General features: G+C 59.7%; 16 protein-coding genes and 1 riboswitch. Of the genes, 9 read left to right on the forward strand and 7 right to left on the reverse strand.

Features of this window, described 5'->3' with window-relative positions; translation table 11 throughout:
- The first annotated feature begins 54 nt into the window (after nucleotides 1-54).
- Genes EPN93_05110 through nadC form a run of 4 tightly spaced genes read left to right on the forward strand, consistent with a single transcriptional unit; the run spans nucleotide 55 to nucleotide 4,687 of the window.
- Nucleotides 55-1,215 carry a homoserine O-acetyltransferase gene (locus EPN93_05110; protein TAL38043.1) on the forward strand — a complete coding sequence of 387 codons (1,161 nt, stop codon included), beginning with the start codon at nucleotides 55-57 and terminating at the stop codon, nucleotides 1,213-1,215.
- A complete protein-coding gene (metW, locus tag EPN93_05115) occupies nucleotides 1,196-1,849 on the forward strand; it encodes a methionine biosynthesis protein MetW (GenBank protein TAL38044.1) in 654 nt (217 codons plus the stop codon). The genes EPN93_05110 and metW overlap by 20 nt, the downstream gene beginning before the upstream one ends.
- Nucleotides 1,842-3,848, forward strand: coding sequence for an excinuclease ABC subunit UvrB (uvrB, locus tag EPN93_05120; GenBank protein TAL38045.1), 2,007 nt, complete (start codon nucleotides 1,842-1,844; stop codon nucleotides 3,846-3,848). The genes metW and uvrB overlap by 8 nt, the downstream gene beginning before the upstream one ends.
- Complete coding sequence (gene nadC, locus EPN93_05125) at nucleotides 3,845-4,687, forward strand: carboxylating nicotinate-nucleotide diphosphorylase (GenBank protein ID TAL38046.1); 843 nt, start codon at nucleotides 3,845-3,847, stop codon at nucleotides 4,685-4,687. Before uvrB ends, nadC begins: the two co-directional genes overlap by 4 nt.
- Here nadC and EPN93_05130 read toward each other — a convergent pair whose 3' ends face one another.
- The 3 genes from EPN93_05130 to EPN93_05140 all read right to left on the reverse strand — a co-directional run bounded on the left by EPN93_05130 (nucleotide 4,688) and on the right by EPN93_05140 (nucleotide 7,583).
- Nucleotides 4,688-5,530 carry a 3-hydroxybutyryl-CoA dehydrogenase gene (locus EPN93_05130; GenBank protein TAL38047.1) on the reverse strand — a complete coding sequence of 281 codons (843 nt, stop codon included), beginning with the start codon at nucleotides 5,528-5,530 and terminating at the stop codon, nucleotides 4,688-4,690. It lies immediately after the preceding gene.
- 58 nt (nucleotides 5,531-5,588) lie between these two features.
- Nucleotides 5,589-6,548, reverse strand: coding sequence for a hypothetical protein (locus EPN93_05135; GenBank protein TAL38048.1), 960 nt, complete (start codon nucleotides 6,546-6,548; stop codon nucleotides 5,589-5,591).
- Nucleotides 6,549-6,746: 198 nt separating this feature from the next.
- Nucleotides 6,747-7,583, reverse strand: coding sequence for an amidohydrolase (locus EPN93_05140; GenBank protein ID TAL38049.1), 837 nt, complete (start codon nucleotides 7,581-7,583; stop codon nucleotides 6,747-6,749).
- 135 nt (nucleotides 7,584-7,718) lie between these two features.
- Between EPN93_05140 and EPN93_05145 the strand changes: the two genes are divergently transcribed.
- Nucleotides 7,719-9,245: a hypothetical protein gene (locus EPN93_05145; protein TAL38050.1), complete on the forward strand. Its 1,527-nt coding sequence runs from the start codon at nucleotides 7,719-7,721 to the stop codon at nucleotides 9,243-9,245.
- A complete protein-coding gene (locus EPN93_05150) occupies nucleotides 9,238-9,978 on the forward strand; it encodes a class I SAM-dependent methyltransferase (protein TAL38051.1) in 741 nt (246 codons plus the stop codon). Before EPN93_05145 ends, EPN93_05150 begins: the two co-directional genes overlap by 8 nt.
- A gap of 48 nt (nucleotides 9,979-10,026) precedes the next feature.
- Here EPN93_05150 and EPN93_05155 read toward each other — a convergent pair whose 3' ends face one another.
- Genes EPN93_05155 through EPN93_05170 form a run of 4 tightly spaced genes read right to left on the reverse strand, consistent with a single transcriptional unit; the run spans nucleotide 10,027 to nucleotide 13,512 of the window.
- Nucleotides 10,027-11,592: a nickel-dependent hydrogenase large subunit gene (locus tag EPN93_05155; protein ID TAL38052.1), complete on the reverse strand. Its 1,566-nt coding sequence runs from the start codon at nucleotides 11,590-11,592 to the stop codon at nucleotides 10,027-10,029.
- A complete protein-coding gene (locus EPN93_05160; GenBank protein ID TAL38053.1) occupies nucleotides 11,585-12,592 on the reverse strand; it encodes an iron hydrogenase in 1,008 nt (335 codons plus the stop codon). Before EPN93_05160 ends, EPN93_05155 begins: the two co-directional genes overlap by 8 nt.
- A gap of 18 nt (nucleotides 12,593-12,610) precedes the next feature.
- Nucleotides 12,611-13,066, reverse strand: a complete 456-nt coding sequence (locus EPN93_05165; GenBank protein TAL38054.1) for a hydrogenase maturation protease — start codon at nucleotides 13,064-13,066, stop codon at nucleotides 12,611-12,613.
- Nucleotides 13,066-13,512, reverse strand: coding sequence for a hypothetical protein (locus EPN93_05170; GenBank protein ID TAL38055.1), 447 nt, complete (start codon nucleotides 13,510-13,512; stop codon nucleotides 13,066-13,068). Before EPN93_05170 ends, EPN93_05165 begins: the two co-directional genes overlap by 1 nt.
- Before the next feature lie 166 nt (nucleotides 13,513-13,678).
- Nucleotides 13,679-13,801, reverse strand: a riboswitch (molybdenum cofactor riboswitch).
- A 214-nt stretch (nucleotides 13,802-14,015) separates the two neighbouring features.
- Here EPN93_05170 and hypF point away from each other — a divergent pair.
- The 3 genes from hypF to hypE are packed head-to-tail and all read left to right on the forward strand — an operon-like array spanning nucleotide 14,016 to nucleotide 18,351.
- Nucleotides 14,016-16,283, forward strand: coding sequence for a carbamoyltransferase HypF (gene hypF / locus EPN93_05175; protein TAL38056.1), 2,268 nt, complete (start codon nucleotides 14,016-14,018; stop codon nucleotides 16,281-16,283).
- A gap of 5 nt (nucleotides 16,284-16,288) precedes the next feature.
- The gene (gene hypD, locus EPN93_05180) at nucleotides 16,289-17,350 is read left to right on the forward strand and encodes a hydrogenase formation protein HypD (protein TAL38057.1); all 1,062 of its coding nucleotides are present in this window, start codon (nucleotides 16,289-16,291) and stop codon (nucleotides 17,348-17,350) included.
- Nucleotides 17,347-18,351, forward strand: a complete 1,005-nt coding sequence (hypE, locus tag EPN93_05185; GenBank protein ID TAL38058.1) for a hydrogenase expression/formation protein HypE — start codon at nucleotides 17,347-17,349, stop codon at nucleotides 18,349-18,351. Before hypD ends, hypE begins: the two co-directional genes overlap by 4 nt.
- Nucleotides 18,352-18,366 lie beyond the last annotated feature (15 nt).

An 18,366-nucleotide genomic window follows, 5' to 3' on the forward strand; every position in this document is an offset into this window, starting at 1 on the left:
AGACCGCTATTCATCGAAACTGGATACGCGGTTTTTTGTTTTTGGATATCTGAGATGAGCACGGTGAAATTTTCTGAAAATTCAGTAGGCCTGGTCGAGACCCGATCCTATACCTTCGCACGGCCGCCTCGGGAACTCAGGCTGGTGTCGGGGAAGACGCTGGGCCCGGTGACGCTCGCGTATGAAACCTACGGCGAGCTTGCCCCGGAGGGAAACAACGCGATCCTCGTACTGCACGCGCTCTCCGGATCGGCGCACGCGGCGGGTTTTCATTCCCCCGATGACCAATACCCCGGATGGTGGGACTATTATATCGGCCCCGGCAAAGCCTTCGATACGGATAAATACTTCGTCATAAGCTCCAACGTGATCGGCGGGTGCACCGGCTCCACCGGGCCCGCCTCCACAAACCCGGCCACGGACAGGGAATACGGGCTCGAATTTCCCATAGTCACGATCCAGGACATGGTGAACGCCCAGTGGCACCTGGTCCGCCACCTGGGGATACGCAAACTGCTCGCGGTCACCGGCGGATCCATGGGCGGGATGCAGGCGCTCCAGTGGGCCATTTCCTACCCGGAGATGGTTCAGTCGGTGATCGCGCTGGCGAGCTCGAGCTCCCTCTCCGCGCAGGGGATCGCGTTTAACGAGGTGGGGCGCCAGGCCATATTCAGGGACCCGCATTTCAACGGGGGCGATTATTACACGGGGAAGAGGCCCGATGACGGGCTCTCGCTCGCGCGCATGATCGCTCATATCACGTACCTGAGCGACAAGCTCATGCATGAAAAATTCGGAAGGAAGCTTCGCAATCACGAGCTTCCCGCGTTCAATTTCAATTCCGAGTTCATGGTGGAATCGTACCTCCATCACCAGGGGATCAAGTTCGTAAACAGGTTCGACGCGAATTCGTACCTGTATATCAGCAAGGCCATCGACTACTTCGACCTTAAGGCCGATTACAACGGAAGCCTGGTCGCCGCGTTCGAGAGCGTGGCCTCGGATTTCCTTATTATCAGCTACACCTCGGACTGGCTTTACCCGAGCGAACAGTCCGTGGAAATAGTCAAGGCGCTCCGCACCAACGGGAAGAACGTGGTATACACCGAGATCGAGACCGATTTCGGGCACGACACCTTCCTGCTCGACGACGAGCGGACGCAGCGCAATATCAGCAATTTCCTGAGAAGCGAATTTGAAAAGACCAGGGCATGAATTGAACGGTTCCCGCATTGGGTACCAGCAGATCATCGACGAGATCCCCGAAGGCGCGCGCGTCCTCGACCTGGGCTGCGGCGACGGGATGCTGCTCGACGTGCTGCGGCAGCGAAAAAACGCGGAAACGTTCGGGGTCGAGATTTCGCAGGAAGGGGTGAGCCAGTGCCTGGAGAAGGGCCTGTACTGCTACCAGGGCGACATCGACAGCGGGCTCGCCGACTACCGTGACGATTCCTTCGATTACGTCATCCTCAACCAGACCCTGCAGGACACCAAGAAGCCGGAATACGTTATCCGTGAAATCATGCGCATCGGTAAAAACGCGATCGTGAGCTTCCCGAACTTCGGCTATATCGGCAATCGCCTGAAGCTCCTGACCGGGGGCACCATGCCCAGGAACAGGCTTTTCCCGTTCAGGTGGTACGAGACCCCTAATATTCACCTGCTTACCATTCGCGACTTCCAGGATTTCTGCCTGGAATACGGGTACCCCTTCAGGAAGGAGTCGCATTTCTCGATGGCCGGCGGGAAGACCGCTTCCGTAAAGCGATTTCCCAATTTCCGCGCCGAATACGGATTCTTCGTCCTGGACGGGAGCCTCTATAAGCAGAGGAGGGAAGCCATTGCCTGAATTCAAGGTAGTCTCCCGCTACAAGCCCTCGGGAGACCAGCAGAAGGCGATCGACCAGCTCGCGAGGGGCTTGCGTGAGGGAATGAAGCACCAGACCCTGCTCGGGGTTACCGGTTCCGGAAAAACTTTCACGATGGCGAAGGTCATCGAGCTCGTGCAGAAACCGGTACTGGTGCTCACGCACAACAAGACGCTCGCCGCGCAGCTTTTCAGTGAGTTCCGGGAGTTCTTCCCGAACAACGCGGTAGAATACTTTGTGTCCTATTACGATTATTATCAGCCCGAGGCGTACGTCGTTTCTCAGGACCTCTACATCGAGAAGGACGCATCGATCAACGACGAGATCGACCGGCTGCGATTGAGGGCGACGTCCTCGCTCCTGGAGCGGCGCGATACGATCGTGGTATCGTCGGTCTCGTGCATTTATGGCCTGGGGAGCCCGGTGCAGTTCGAGCGGATGCACATCCCCCTTAAAAAAGGCGCGAGCCTGGACCGCGACGAGCTCCTCCGAAAGCTCGTGACGATACACTACGAGCGCAACAATATCTCATTCGTGCGCGGGACCTTCAGGGTGAGGGGGGACACGGTCGAGGTGTACCCGGCCTATTCCGAGGAGGCGATCCGCATAGAGCTTTTCGGCGACGAGATCGAGGCGCTCTACCGGATCAATCCCCTCACCGGCGCAAAGCTCCAGGCGATGGATAACCTGTATCTGTATCCCGCCAAACATTTCGTGTCGCCGCCGGAGGAGATGAAGGAAACGGTTCGTCTCATCGAGGAGGAACTGGCGCAGCGGCTTGCGGAGTTCCAGAAGGCGGGCAAGCTCGTCGAGGCGCAGAGGCTCGAGAGCCGTACGCGCTATGACATGGAGATGCTCCAGGAGATGGGCTACTGCAATGGCATAGAAAACTATTCGCGGATCGTGAGCCGGAGAAAAGCGGGCGAGCGGCCCGCCTGCCTGCTCGATTATTACAAGGGCGATTACTGCATGTTCATCGACGAATCCCACGTGAGCGTTCCCCAGGTGCGCGGCATGTACGAGGGCGACCGCTCGCGCAAGCTCAACCTTGTCGAGTTCGGATTCCGCCTTCCGTCGGCGCTCGACAACCGGCCGCTTTACTTCGAGGAATTCGAGCAGATGATCGACCAGGTGGTCCACGTATCGGCCACGCCCGCCGACTACGAGCTCAAGATAAGCGCCCAGATCGTGGAGCAGGTGATACGGCCGACCGGGCTTATCGACCCCCGAATCGAGGTGCGTCCCGCGAAAAACCAGGTGGACGACCTGATAGGCGAGGTGCGGGAGCGCGTGAAACGCAAGGAGCGCGTGCTCGTGACCACCCTCACCAAGAAGATGGCCGAGGATCTTTCCCGGTATTTCGAGGAGGTAGGGATCAACGCGCGCTACCTCCACTCCGAGATCGAGACGATCGAGCGGGTCGAGATCATTCGCGACCTCCGCAAGGGGGTGTTCGACTGCCTGGTGGGGATAAACCTTCTGCGCGAGGGGCTCGACCTTCCCGAGGTGTCGCTCGTCGCGATCCTTGACGCCGACAAGGAGGGCTTTTTACGGTCGGCACGTTCGCTCATCCAGACGTCGGGGCGCGCCGCGCGCAACCTGAACGGCATGGTCATCATGTACGCGGACAAGATCACGGACTCGATGAAGCAGGCGATAGACGAGACGAACCGCCGGCGCGTGATCCAGGATCGCTACAACACGGACAACAACATTACGCCCATGTCGGTGAGCAAGGACATCCTCGACATCATCGAACGGGAGTACCACACCGACGACAGCCTGGCCGATTACGTGGCCGAGTACAAGACCGCCTACCGCACGACAAGCCTCACGAAGCTCGCCGAAATACGCGAAAAGGTAAAAACGGATATGCTCGCGGCGGCCGAAGGAATGGAATTCGAAAAGGCCGCGGTGCTGCGCGACCAGATGATGGATATAGAACAGAAGATGGCGCTGCTTGAAAAGGCGAAGAAATGAGCGAGCTCGAGCAAAACCCCGGCGTCCTTGCGCTGATAGACGCCGCCGTGAACGAGGACCTGGGCCCCGGAGACGTTACCTCGAACGCGATCTTTGGCGAAGGGGACGCCGCGCGCGCCCGGATCGTCGCCAAGGCGGCGGGGGTGCTCTGTGGCGCCTGGATCGTGCGCGCGGTATACGGACGGATAGACCCGGCCGTGGGGGTATCGATACTCATGGAGGAGGGAGCGCGCCTCGTACCCGGAAACGTGGTCGTCTCGCTCGAGGGCCCGGTGAAATCGATCCTGGGCGGAGAGCGCATCGCCCTGAACTTTTTCCAGCGCATGTCCGGGATCGCCACGAAAACCGCGTCACTGTGCGCGCTCATCGGGGACGGCGCGCTCCGGGTGCTCGATACGCGCAAGACCCTACCCGGCTTCCGGCTCCTGGACAAGTATTCGGTGAAAACCGGCGGGGGTACGAACCACCGGATGGGCCTCTACGACATGGTGATGATCAAGGACAACCACATCCGCGCCGCGGGCGGCATACGGCAGGCGATGGAAAAGGTGCGCGCGGCCTACGGCACCGCGTATCGGACCGAAATCGAGGCGACCACCCTGGACGAGGTTCAAGAGGCGATGGATTCCGGGGCCGATAGTATCATGCTGGACAACATGGACATCCCCGCGATGAAGCGCGCCGTCGCGCTCGTTGCGGGAAGGGCGAAGATCGAAATTTCGGGTAACGTCGACGAAACAAGCATCGTACGGCTGAAGGACGTCGGGGCCGACTTCGTGTCTATCGGCGCCCTCACCCACTCCGTGGCCGCCTTCGATTTTTCCATGAAATTCGACTGATCAGTACGTGTAAAAGCCCCTTCCCGATTTTCTCCCCAGGTACCCGGCGGCGACATACTGTTTCAGGAGCGGGCACGGCCTGTATTTCGGGTCCCCAAAGCCGCGGTACAATTCCTCGATGACCGCGAGCACGATATCCAGGCCCACGAGGTCGGCGAGCTCGAGCGCCCCCATGGGATGGTTCATGCCCAGCTTCATCACCTTGTCGATCGCCTCGACGCTTCCGGCGTTCTCGTAGAGCGCGTAGATCGCCTCGTTGATCATGGGCATGAGGATCCGGTTCAGGAGGAAGCCGGGATAGTCGCGCGCTTCCACGTACTCTTTCCCGAGCTTCTTCACCACCTGTTTCGCCGTGGCGAAGGTCTCGCGCGTCGTCGCCAGGCCGCACACGATTTCCACGAGGCGCATGACGCGTACGGGATTCAGGAAGTGAATGCCGATCACGGATTCCGGCCTGCGGGTCGCGGAGGCGATCGCGGTAATCGAGATGGACGAGGTGATCGAGGCGAGGATCACTTCCGGCTTGCAAATCTCGTCGAGCCGCGCGAACAGCGCTTTCTTCGTGGCGAGGTCCTCGGTCACGCATTCCAGGATGATATCCGCCGCAGCGAGTCCCTCGATTTCCGCTGATATCTGGATGAGACCCATCGCCGCATCGGCCTTGCCGGCGCCTGTCTTTCCCTCGCGCTCGTGGCGCTCCATGCGCGCGCGCACCCGGGCGAGCGCGACGTCGCGCTGAACGGGGTTATTGTCGTAGAGTATCACCCTTAGGCCGCGCTCGCTTATATGTTCCGCGAGCTCGAGTCCCATAATCCCCGCGCCGATGATCCCGAAAAGTTCCATATCCTGCTCCCGCTGAAATTATATCCGGACGTACATGACGCCCGGAACGGCCCCCCGGCTATTCCGAATCAATCCTGTGGCGACGGTTTCCCGCGAGGAAAGCGCCTATGTTCTTCGCGATCTCCGCGACAAGGCGTTCCCGGGCCTCGCGTCCGGCCCACGCGACGTGGGGCGTGACGATGCACCGCGGAGCGCCCAGGAGCGGGTGATCCGGCGGGGGAGGCTCTTCATCGAGAACGTCTATGGCCGCGCCCGCAATGCTTCCCGCGTGCAGGGCCCGTACCAGCGCCGCCGTGTCGACGATCGCACCGCGCGCGGTATTCAGCAGGAAAGCCGTGGGTTTCATCTTGAAGAGAAATTCCTCCCCTATGAGGAGGCGCGTTTCATTCGTGAGCGGCAGGTGCACACTCACGAAATCCGCACGCGCGGCGATCCCCTGGAGGTCGCCACGTTCAAAGGCGTCGGTGGCGGCACCCGCGCGCCTGAGCGCCAGGACCTTCATCCCGAACGAGGACGCGAGGTGCGCGACCCGACTCCCGATCGCGCCCATCCCCAGGATTCCCATTACCTTCCCGTGCAGCTCGAACGAAGGCCAGTTTCCCATCGTAAAGACGGGCGAGCGGCTCCACTCGCCCCGGCGCGCCGCCTCGTCATAGCGCTGTATGTTCGTCGCGAGCACCAGGACCTGTGTCATCGTGAATTGCGCGACCGAGTCCGTGGAGTACCCGGGGACGTTGGCCACGGCGATTCCCGCCCGTTCCGCCGCGGGTATGTCTACGTTGTTAAGACCGGTTGCCGCGATGGCTATCATGCGAAGCGACGGGTTCGCGGCGATCGTCTCCGCGCCAAGGACCACCTTGTTGCTGATCGCGATCTCGATCCCGTGCATGCGCGCGGAAAGCTCCGCGGGAGCGGTATGATCGTAGCGTTGGAACGCGCCCAGGGCGTGCAGGGACGAAAAGTCGATGTCCCCGTAATCGACCGTGGATGCGTCAAGGAATGCGATTGTGGTTTTCATGCTTCACGCGCGATCGTCTGCACGAATACTAGGACCGGAATCCGGGCTATTTTGCAATAGAATTTTTAGCGGGGGTCATGGCGCCGATGCGCATAGCTCCCGCTCGTGACGCTGCCTTCATATGAACGCACCAGAGCATCACGGAAGGTACCGGCACCCGCATATCGGGGCCTGCAAGGGGAAGGTATAGCTGAACCGCTATGCCCCTGGAAAAAGAAGCCTCCGGGCGTTGCCGTCGAGCATCGCCTGCTTCATGTTTTCCGAAATCGTCATTGCGCCTATCGCGGCGAGATATTTCGCGGGTCCCAGCAGCGGATAATCGGTCCCGAACAGGATCCGTTCCGGTCCCGTGATTCCCAGGGCCGCCGCATAGACCTCGTTCGCGTAAATATAGGGCGAGGCGGCGGTATCGTAATAGACGTTCCCGAACGCGGCGCGCACCTCAGGCATGAGCTCGTAAAAGAGGATGCCGCCCCCCCAGTGGGAGAGGATTATCGTCACATCCGGGAACTCTTGAATCAGCGCGTAGACGCGCGCGAAGGGGGTCGGATATTTTCCCGGGTAGGGGTGGCCTATCGGCTCGTTCAGGTGAAGGCACACCATCATTCGGTGTTCGGTCGCGGCGGAAAACACGCGCCGGAGGAATTCCCCGGCGGATGCGGTGAATCCGTCCGCGTAAAACGCGAGCTCGCCCACGCCCCGGAATTCCTGTCCCGCAAGGTCCTTCATGAAGCCCGCGATATCGGTGCAGCGGCGGGGGACGCAGGCGAAGGGGATAATCTTGCCAGCCGATTCCGCCGCGGCCTCCAGCAGGTAGCGGTTATGAAGCGCGGCGTGCGGTTCCTCTTCCCAGGGGAAACTCATGGCGACCGCGTGGTCGATCGCGTTATCGGTGAGGGTGCGCACGAGGTCTTCATGCCCGGCCATGCGCGACGATTCGGAGGAGTAGAGCGCGGCAAAGCCCGGGTCGCTTGCGAACGACGACCGATCCGCGCGCATTTCCGGAGCGAAAATATGGGTGTGGAAATCGATCATGTAAGTATCCCCTGTCAAAGGGTGCCCGGAATTCCCGCAATGTGCAATTATTTTATTCCTGGCCGGACAGCCACGTGCATTTCCTGCTTGCCGGGGACGTGGAAATGTCCTATCATCGGTTAACGGGGATGGAAAATGAAACTGGCGAAGGTTAGTGCAGGTGTGGTGATTGCTGCTACGGTGCTTCTATGCGGCGTTACTGCGCTTCTGCCGCAGATGGTCCGTGTCGAGGGAGTAAGGAATATCGGTCCCCCGATAAACTCGGCCGCGGACGACTTCTCGCCCTCGTTCTCGGCGGACGGCACGGTCATGATATTCAATTCGAAGCGGGGAGGGGAACGCTACCAGGACATCTACATAAGCCACCTGGAAAACGGCGCCTGGACCGAGCCGCGCCCCGTTGACGAGATCAATTCCAAATTCAACGACGAGACACCGTACATGACTCCCGACGGCGGATTCATCTTCTTCGCGAGCGACCGGGACGGGAGCCTTGAAATGCAGGGGGCGCGGGCCGGCGAGGTCCTCGTGTCCTACGATATATACGTCTCGAAAAACCTGGGGGACCGGTGGGCGAAGCCGATACGGCTTCCCGGCGCGGTGAACTCCCCGCACCACGAGCGCTCGCCCAGCCTGAGTCCGGATCTGCTCACCATCTACTACACGACCTGGCCGTTCGGAGATGTCACCAAGGCGTTCATCATGAAAGCCGAGTACGTTGACGGCGAATTCGTGAATCCGACCCCCCTCCCCGCCTCCGTGAACGCGCGCGCCGCCGATACGAGCCCCATGCCCTCGCCCAACGGAAAGGGGCTATATTTTTCGTCGCTTCGTCCCGGCGGGCAGGGGGGATGGGATATCTGGTACGCGCCCGTCGACAAGGGGATATTCGGCACCCCCGTGAACCTGGGTCCGGGGATCAATTCGAAGCAGAACGAGGTACAGCCTGCGTTCGCGGGAGCCGTGTTCTATTTCTGTTCGAACCGCCCCGACGGCCTCGGGCTGTACGACATTTACGCCGCGGGTATCGCGGAGCAGGGGATCGCGGTTACCGTGCGCGATCGAAAGTCGAAGGCGCCGCTTTCCGTGGAGCTCAGCATCTCCTCGAAAACCAGGAAGAGCGAGGAGGAAACGGTCACGCGGCATCTCAAAAAGCGCACCGACGCGCGCGGCGAAGCAATGCTGAAACCCGGTCCCGGGGAGGACGAGCTCGAGATCGCCATCACCGAAAAGGGCTACCTGCCCTTCTTCAGGGAAATCGATGTCCCGGCCGTGAAGGGGGAGCCGCAGTTGATTGAACTGGCGCCCATCGAAAAGAATGCGAGTTTCGACGTGCACGCGATCCACTTCGATTTCGAATCGTCGCGCATAACGCCGGAGTCGTTCCCCTACCTTGACGCGCTCGCCGAGTTCCTCCGCGCGAACCAGTCCGTGCGCTTCGAGATTATCGGGCACACGGACCTGCACGGCGACGATGCGCTGAACGATCGCCTGAGCCTCGAGCGGGCACAGGCGGTCAGGGATTATCTGGCCGCCCGCGGGCTGGACGCGCGGCGCTTCGAGGCGCGCGGCGCCGGTAAACGGGAGCCCCTGGCCCCCGGGATATCGGACGAATCCGACCGCAAGAACCGGCGCACCGAATTCAAGGTGATCGATAAATAGGGTTCCCGTGGATACGCGCGGTCATTACGAAACCCATCTCGCGGCGCACTACAGCTGGATTTACGGCGGCTTCGATGCGCAGTATGCCCGGAATACGGATTTTTTCGCGTCGCGCGCCATCGTGCCGCGGTCCACGGGCGTCGCGATCGATCTCGGGTGCGGGTCCGGCTTCCAGTCGATACCGCTCGCGGAGGCGGGCTTTCACGTGCTCGCGGTCGATTTCAGCGCGAAGCTCCTCGGGGAGCTCCGGGAGAGGGCCGGCGGTCTCGCGATTCAAACCATTGAATCGGACCTGCTCGACTTCGAATCCTACAAGGGAAGGTCTCCTGAGATCATCGTCTGTATGGGGGACACCCTGACGCACCTGGCCTCGATTGACGACGTGGAGGCCCTCTTAGCGCGGGCCCATTCCGAGCTCGTTCCCGGCGGAAGGCTCCTGCTCACCTTCCGGGACCTTAGCGTCGAGTTGAAGGGGTCCGATAGATTCATCCCGGTTCAAAGCGAGAGGGACCGTATCTTCACCTGCGTCCTGGAATACGGGACGATGCATGTCATCGTCAACGACCTGGTGCACGAAAGAACAGACCAGGGGTGGAAAATGTCCGTAAGCTCGTACGAGAAACTTCGTACACCGCCGGGACTGGTCCATGACCGCATGACCTCAATGGGCTTCAGGATACTGGAATACGAAAACGAGAAAGGCATGGTCACACTGATTGGCGGGAAGGAATAAAAAACCCGGGACATGCGCCCCGGGTTTTTTGCGTTGCCGATTGACCGTTCAGCAGACTTTGAACGTACCGATCTCCCTGTCGCCCTCGACCACGTGCACCGCACAGGCGATGCAGGGATCGAAGCTGCGCACCACGCGGGCCGCCTCGATGGGATTCTTGTTGTCCGCGATGGGCGTACCGATAAGCGCCTGCTCGACGGGGCCGGGGGTTCCCTTGTCGTCGCGCGGACCGCAGAACCATGTCGTGGGAACCACGCACTGGTAATTGGCGATCTTCTTGTTTTCAACCACGATCCAGTGACCCAGTGCTCCGCGGGCGGCTTCGACAAGCCCCTCGCCCTCGCCTTTTTCGGGGATTTCATAGGTTGACCGCGGGGCTTTCCCGATCTCGAGCTCGTCCAGCCACACCTTCGCCTCCTGGCAGATAAGCTTGCACTCGATGGCGCGGCTCGTGTGACGGCCGAGCACCGAGAAGACCGCGCCCAGGTCCGCGTTAAAGAGCTTGAGAAGGCCGTCGACCTCGCCCTTGACGAATGCGTTGCCCGAAAGATAAGAAACCACCACGCGGGCAAGGGGTCCTACTTCCATGCCGGCCCCGGCGTACCGGGGCGCCTTGAGCCAGGTGTAGGCGCCGCCCTTGTGGGGGTCCGGCTCGGTCTGGCCCTTGAGCGGGTGCAGGTCGCTGCCTGAGTTGTAGCGCGCGTACCGGACCTGTTCCTTGATGAGCGAGGTGTCCAGGGCCTTGAGCTTTCCATCCACATACACGCCGCGCTCCATGGTGAACTTCATGGCATCCACGTCCTTGTCCCAGAGACCGTAGGACATCATGTTCGTGAATTTGCCGAGCTTGAAGTATTCGGAAAAAGCCTTGGCGACGGCGATCACGTCGTTCATGTAAACCTTGTTGACGAACTCCTCAACCTCCTTGAGGTTTTTCCTGTATTCGCGTATCAGGCTCCGCGTCGGGACCTGGGTCACGCCGCCGGGCACGAGGCCCATCAGGTGCGGTACCCTGCCGCCGAACGCGGTCACCATCTTGTGCGCCTTGAGCCGTATATCCAGCGCCTGCAGGTAATGGGCTATGGCGTCGACATTGAGGGTCTGGTCCTTGATGTAAAAGTCCCCCTCGTAGCGCGGGAGAAAGGGCGCCGCCGTGGTGATTTCATCCGGCTGTCCCTTCTTGGACTTGATCTCGTCGAGAACCCACTCCTTCACCGCGAGGAGCTTCGCGTCGCCGCCCTTGTAGTTCACGATCGCCTTGATGTCGACGAAGTCCAGCGCGGCGAGATGATAAAAATGCAGGATATGAGACTGCAGGTAATTTGCGCCCAGGACAAGGTTCCGGAGCAGCATGCCGTTCTTGTTGGGCTTGTTCTTGAACGCGGCGTCAAGGCACTTGCTCGAGGCGATGCCGTGCGACACCGGGCACACCCCGCAGATGCGCTGGGTGATCTGGTTCGCGTCGACGGGGTTTCTGCCCCTGAGTATTTTTTCATACCCGCGGAACATGTCCCCCTTGCTCTTCGCCTCGACGACCTTTCCGCCCTGTACGTCGAGCTCTATGGAAAGGTGCCCTTCTATCCGGGTGATCGGGTCTATCAGAACTCTAGCCATTGATGGTTCCTCCGTTTTTCAGATTGAGCACCGCGGTGCGGATATCCGCGTTCTCGATCTTCATGATCTCGCCCGCGTCAGCCTTGAGGTGCTTGTATATACCGCGGCTCCCGGTGTCGGGAAATACGGGTTCCGTACAGCCGATGCAGCCCGAGCCGCATCCGGTGCACGAATTGACGCCGCCCAGCCATTTGCGCCTGGGGATGTCGCAATTGGAATCCATGCCAAGGCATCCAAGCAGGTAAAGGCAGCCCTTCTCGCCCCACGACTTCGCGAAACGGCCGCGTTTGTAGTCGGGAAGGTTTTCGCACTGCTCATGCACGGTTCTCCCGAAGTATTTTTTAGGACGGTTGTATTCGTCCAGGTCGAGTTTTCCTGTCGTAAGAAAATCCACCAGCGTCCCAATCATCCAGTCCGGATGAGGCGGACAGCCTGGAATGTTCACCACGGTTTTCCCCTTGAAAAGGTCCTGTGCGCCCTTCGCGCCGGTGGGATTGTCGCCGGTCTCACGTATTTTCGCGCCCGGAATGCCGCCGAATGCCGCGCAGGTTCCGGCGGAGATGATCGCTTTCGCGTTCTTTCCGAGCTCGCGCACCCATTCGCGCGCACCCACGTATTTGCCGTCGACCTCGCCTATGGTGCAGTATTCGTCGGACTTGGTGGGAATGGAGCCTTCGACGATCAGGACGAAATCCTTGCGCTGAGTCTTTACCGCGTTCTCAAGCACACTCACCGCGGCATCTCCCGTGCCCCCCACGAGCGTCTGGTGATAGTTGAGGCTGATGCCCTGGGTAATGACGCTCGCTATGTCGGGATCGATCGCGTTGAGCAGCGAAATCGAGCATCCGGAACAGGCCTGCGCCTGTAGCCAGATTACGTTGGTTCTCTTCGCGGCCTCCATGAGCGCCTTCTTGCATCCTTCGAGTACCACGCCCGAAACGCCCAGCGCAACGGCGCTTCCTCCCATAATCTTTAAGAAATCCCTTCTGTTGAATGACATTAAAAACCTCCTCGCATGTTATTGCCGCGCCGCTTCCAGGATCACGTCTATGGCCCGGGGGACGGATTCAAGGACGGACGCGCTTATGGATATGTCAAATGTTGCGACATCCTCGGGGACTACCCCCACGATCTCGACCTCCGGATCGCAGCCCGAGAGACTCAGGTGACGCAGTATCTCGGCGATTCCCACCTCGTGCAGGGACATCCGTGCGGGATCGAAACGTGCATGATCGGCGGGAAAGCGATAGATGCTGCCGGGATCATCTTCCGCCTTGAGCGCATCGACGATAATGATCCTGTCGTATCCCTGCATATAGGGAACGAGATCGAAGCCGGCCGTTCCCCCGTCGAGAACGTCGACGTTTCGGGGCAGCGCCACGCCCGTTTCGATGATCCGGTTTACGATATACACGCCGATACCGTCATCGCTCATGAGGGTGTTGCCGATCCCGAGTATGAGTACCGTCTTCATTACTTTTCCTGGTGCGGCCCCGGCTCTGCCTTGTGGCAGTCCTGGCACATGGTGGGGGCTTTGCTCGATTTGTCCTTCATGTGACAGCCGATGCAGAAGTCATGCATGGTGGTATCGCCGCTTTTCCCCTTGTGGCAAACCGCGCACTGTTTGATGCGGTCATCATTGTTCACCTTGTGGTGGCAGAGTTTGCACTCTATTCTCTTCGCCTCATGCTTCGAATGTGAAAACAGGACCGACGAAACATAATTGTTGGTCCGCTTCACCCCCGCCTTGAGGTCCGCCTCGGTGATAAATTTGTTGATATCGGTAATGGTGACGACGTCGGTGGGACTGGGATTGATCGCTTCGATAGGGCCGCTGCATGCGCTAAAAGCGAGGGCGCAGGCGGCCAGAATCACCGGCACGAAAAATCTGGATCGGCCTGATAAATAGTTCACGCACATACCTCCTTGATGGAATGAAATGAGTCAGAAAAATACGTCAGTTCCGGGGATTGATGAATAAGTTAATAATAATGTTCCCGGACCAAAATTTCAACGTTGATCAAGGTGGCGGAAGGAGATTTGCATGCAGATTTCACCGCACGCGGGTGCTGTTGTAGCACTGGTGACGCGCGATGTCTTGACCCCTTTCCAAACCACGGGAGGCAGGATAGTTTCCCATCCGGCCTTTCGCCCCTGAATTCATGATTAAGGGAACCGAAGAATAAAGGGGTCGAGGTACTTACCGATGCTGGCAACCGTGTTAAATTTTGTCAAATATTATTTGAACATATCAGAAATGAGTGTTTACTTGAAAAATCCCGGTGCAGCGGCTCCCGTTCCGGGAACGCGCACCGTACGGGAGAGGGGCAAATTTATCGGTGCATTCCGCGCTCATGAACAGCCAAATTTTTGGTTTTTATGTTGCCCTCCGCTAGTCTTGTCTCACAATTCGATTGGAGTATATGATCCGAAAAGAGCTTACCATAACGGGCATTGTGCAGGGGGTCGGATTCAGGCCGTTTATCTACCGGCTTGCGCACGAACATGGAATACAAGGGAGCGTGCGCAATGACACACGCGGTGTGGTCATCGCTGCGGAGGGTGAACCGGGGGATATAGAAGCTTTTATTAAGGATATTCGCGAACAGGCGCCTCCCCTCTCGTTTATAGAAACGATATCGATTTCAGACGCCGCGCCGCGCGGGGCCGGCGGTTTTTTAATTGAAGCAAGCACGGCAGCCACGGAGCGTTCAGCCTTTATCGCGCCCGACACCATGGTCTGCGCCGACTGTATGCGGGAATTTTCCGACCCCCATGACCGCAGGCATCACTATCCCTTCATCACCTGTACCAACTGCGGTCCCCGTTTCAGTATTATCGCCGATATACCCTACGATCGGGGAAACACCTCGATGTCCCCGTTTACCATGTGCGCGGAATGCGCGAAGGAATACGCGGACCCGGCCGACCGGAGATTCCACACCCAGCCTGACGCGTGCCCCCGCTGCGGTCCTTCGCTCAAACTGATGAACCGAAAAGGGGAAGTTCTTGCCGCGGATACGGAATCGGTCGCCCGGGAGACGCTCGCGGCGCTGGAACATGGGGCGATCGTCGCGATCAAGGGCGTGGGCGGATACCTTCTCGCGTGCGATGCCGGGAACGATGACGCGGTGGGCCTGCTGCGCGCGCGAAAAGGCAGGCCCTTCAAGCCGTTCGCGCTCATGGCGGGCAGCATCGATTCTATTGAGTCATTTTTATACGTCTCTCCCGCGGAGCGCGCGCTTCTCCTTTCGAAGGAAAGGCCCATAGTCGTGCTCAAGACGAGGGAGCCCCGCGTGAGTGGCCTGGTCGCGCCGGGGTTGAGCGATATCGGGATCATGCTTCCGTATGCGCCCTTCCAGCACCTGCTTTTTGAGTACAATCCGGGCATGGTTCTCGTAATGACGAGCGGCAATGTCAGCGACGAACCGATCGTGTTCAGGGAAGACGATGCGCGGGAAAGGCTTGGACACATAGCTGACCTGTTTGTCAGCTATAATCGCGATATCGTCGAATTCAGCGACGACAGCGTGCTGTTCGTCCAGGACGAAATCCCGTATTTCATCAGGCGGTCGCGCGGCTACGTGCCGGTACCGTTCAGGGCGGCGGAATCGAAAAAGAGCATGCTCGCGACCGGCGGGGATTTGAAGAACAGCTTCGCGATCGCGCGGGGCGGCGTTGTCGTACTTTCGCAATTCGTGGGGGACCTGGCGACGCTCGCGGGCAACGAACTGTACCGCTCGACGATAGCCCACCTGAGCCGCGTATACGCGTTCTCCCCGGACGTGGTGGTATCGGACCTCCACCCCGGTTATTTTACGTCGCAGTTCGCGGATTCGCTGGAAGAAAAAGGGATTCCCCGGCTGAAAACACAGCACCATCACGCGCATATTGCTTCCGTCCTCGAGGATTCGGGGTCCGATACACCGGTTATCGGAATCGCGTTCGACGGCACGGGATACGGTACCGACGGCAGGCTCTGGGGAAGCGAATTCATGATCGCCGACAAAGGCACGTTCACGCGCATGGCGCATTTTTCGTATTTTCCGCTGCCGGGCGGAGAATCCGCGATACGGGACGTGTGGAAGATCGGCGTCGCCCTCGAATACGGGGCGCGGGGAAGGGAATGGACCCTCGGGAAACGCGGCGCGCGTGCGGAAATGGTGATCGAGATCATCGACAAAAATATAAACTCACCGCTGGCGTGCAGCATCGGGAGGCTTTTTGACGGCATGGCGTCGATGCTCGGGATAGCGGACCGGATAAGCACGGAGGCGGAGGCGGCCCAGCTCATCGAAGAAGCGGCGCTTCGCGGATCGAGGTCCGGAGGCGATGACGGTTACACGGTTCCCATCGCCGAGGGGGAGGTCATGGAGCTCTCCACGGATGAACTCGTGCGATATTGCGCTACACTTCTGGGACGGGGGATGCATGTCGACGAGATCGCGTACAGGTTTCATGCCGCGATAGTGCGCTCCTCCCTTGCCATCGCCGGGCGGCTTCGCGAGAGGACGGGAATATCGACGGCCGCGCTTTCGGGGGGCGCGTTCCAGAACAGGCTCCTCCTCGGGATGACGATGCGGGGGCTTCGAAAAAATAAATTTGACATTCTCGTCCCGCGAAAAATACCCTTCAACGACGGTTGCCTGGCACTGGGCCAGATAGCGATCGCCAGGGAGTCAATCAGGTGACGCATGTGAAAAGCTTGAAAGAAATGGCCGATAATTTTTCCGCCCGCGTGCTGACGCGCGACGTGCGCATCATGGAGGTGTGCGGAACCCATACGACGGAATTTTTCCGCACGGGAGTGAAAGATATTTTTCCCGAACGGCTTTATCTGGTCGACGGACCGGGCTGTCCCGTGTGCGTGACGCAGAACGAATACCTTGACCGCGCCATCGAGATCGGCAAGGTGCACGGGGTGGTGATCGCCACGTTCGGCGACATGATCAAGGTCCCGTCTTCATACAGCTCCCTTGGCAGGGAAAAGGCCGAGGGGATGAGGGTCGAAGTGGTGTACTCGCCCGTCGACGCGGTCGATATCGCGGCGGAGAATCCCGGGATCCAGGTCATGTTTCTAAGTGTGGGCTTCGAGACCACGGCGCCCGCCGAGGCGATTGCCGTACAAAATGCGAAAGAGCGCGGTGTCGCCAATTTTTCGATATTGTGCGGGAACAAGGTTACGGTCCCCGCGGTGCGCGCGCTCCTGGACGCGAAGGAAGTGAATATCGACGGATTCATCCTTCCCGGGCACGTGAGCGCGATCATCGGCGTAAACGCCTGGCGTTTCATCGCCGATGAATATGGGAAGCCCTGCGTGGTCGTGGGATTCGAGAACCACGACCTCGTGAAGGGAACCCAGATGCTTCTCGACCTCATCGAGTCGGGAGAGCCGGCGATATTGAACGAATATACCAGGGTGGTGCGCGACCAGGGAAACCTCAAGGCGCAGGAAATCATGCGTGACGTATTCCGCGTCGTGGATACGGAATGGCGCGGGATCGGGACCATACCCGGCAGCGGGCTTGTGTTAAAAGACGAGTTCGCGGAATTCGACGCCCTTAAAAAGTTCCCGGTCACGCCCCCGCCGCCCAGGGAACATCCGGGCTGCCGCTGCGGGGACCTGCTGCGCGGGCTCATCATCCCCACGGACTGCCCGCTCTTTGGAAAGGCATGCACGCCCGAGCGGGCCGTGGGTCCCTGCATGGTTTCCACCGAGGGGCCCTGTTCCGCGTATTACAAGTACGGGAGAAAATGATGGAAGACAAGATCCTTCCGGGCCACGGGAGCGGCGGGAAGCTCATGAACGAGATGATCGAAACGCTCATCCGCGAGACCCTGGGCCGGGAAAACGTGCAGCTGGACGACGCGGCGATACTCAACGTGGGAACCGGCAGGATCGCCTTCACTACGGACAGCTTCACCGTGTCACCGGTGGTGTTTCCCGGGGGCACCATAGGTTCGCTCGCGGTGAACGGCACCGTGAACGACCTCGCGGTCATGGGCGCACGGCCCCTGTATCTTTCATGCGCCCTTATACTCGAGGAGAGCCTCGAAATCGCGCTGTTGAAAGATATTCTCGTTTCCATGCGCAAGGCCGCGGATTACGCCGGGGTGAAGATCGTGACCGGCGACACCAAGGTCGTGCAGAAGGGAAAGGGGGATAAAATCTTTATAAATACCGCGGGCATTGGTATATTGGACGGGGATGTCGAGCGACGCCCGATCGAGGGCGGAGACGCGGTGATCATAAACGGGTATATCGGCGACCATGGCATCGCCGTAATGGCAGAGCGGAACCGGCTGAGTTTCAGCAGGGGGCTGGTATCGGACTGCGCGCCGCTCAATCACCTGATCGGGAGGGTGTCGCGGGATTTTCCCGGAAGCATCAAGTTCATGCGCGACCCCACGCGGGGCGGGGTTGCGTCGGTTCTCAATGAGGTCGTGAAGGGACGGGAGTTCGGCATCAAGCTGGTGGAAGGGGCGCTGCCGATTCACGGCGAGGTGCGCGGGGTGAGCGAGATGCTCGGCATCGATCCCCTTTACGCGGCGAATGAAGGGAAGGTACTTATGATAGTCGGCCGCGCAGAAGCGGAGAAGATCGTGAAGGTCATGAAGGAAGTTCCCGAGGGTGCGTATTCAAGGATCATCGGCGAGGTCGGGCCGGATCACCCGGGCAAGGCATACCTGGAAACCGCCATCGGGGGCCGGCGGATTTTGCCGCTCCTCACCGAGGAGCAGCTTCCCCGCATCTGTTAACCAAGGAGAGTCATA

The sequence above is a fragment of the Spirochaetota bacterium genome (assembly GCA_004297825.1).
GTDB lineage: Bacteria > Spirochaetota > UBA4802 > UBA4802 > UBA5368 > FW300-bin19.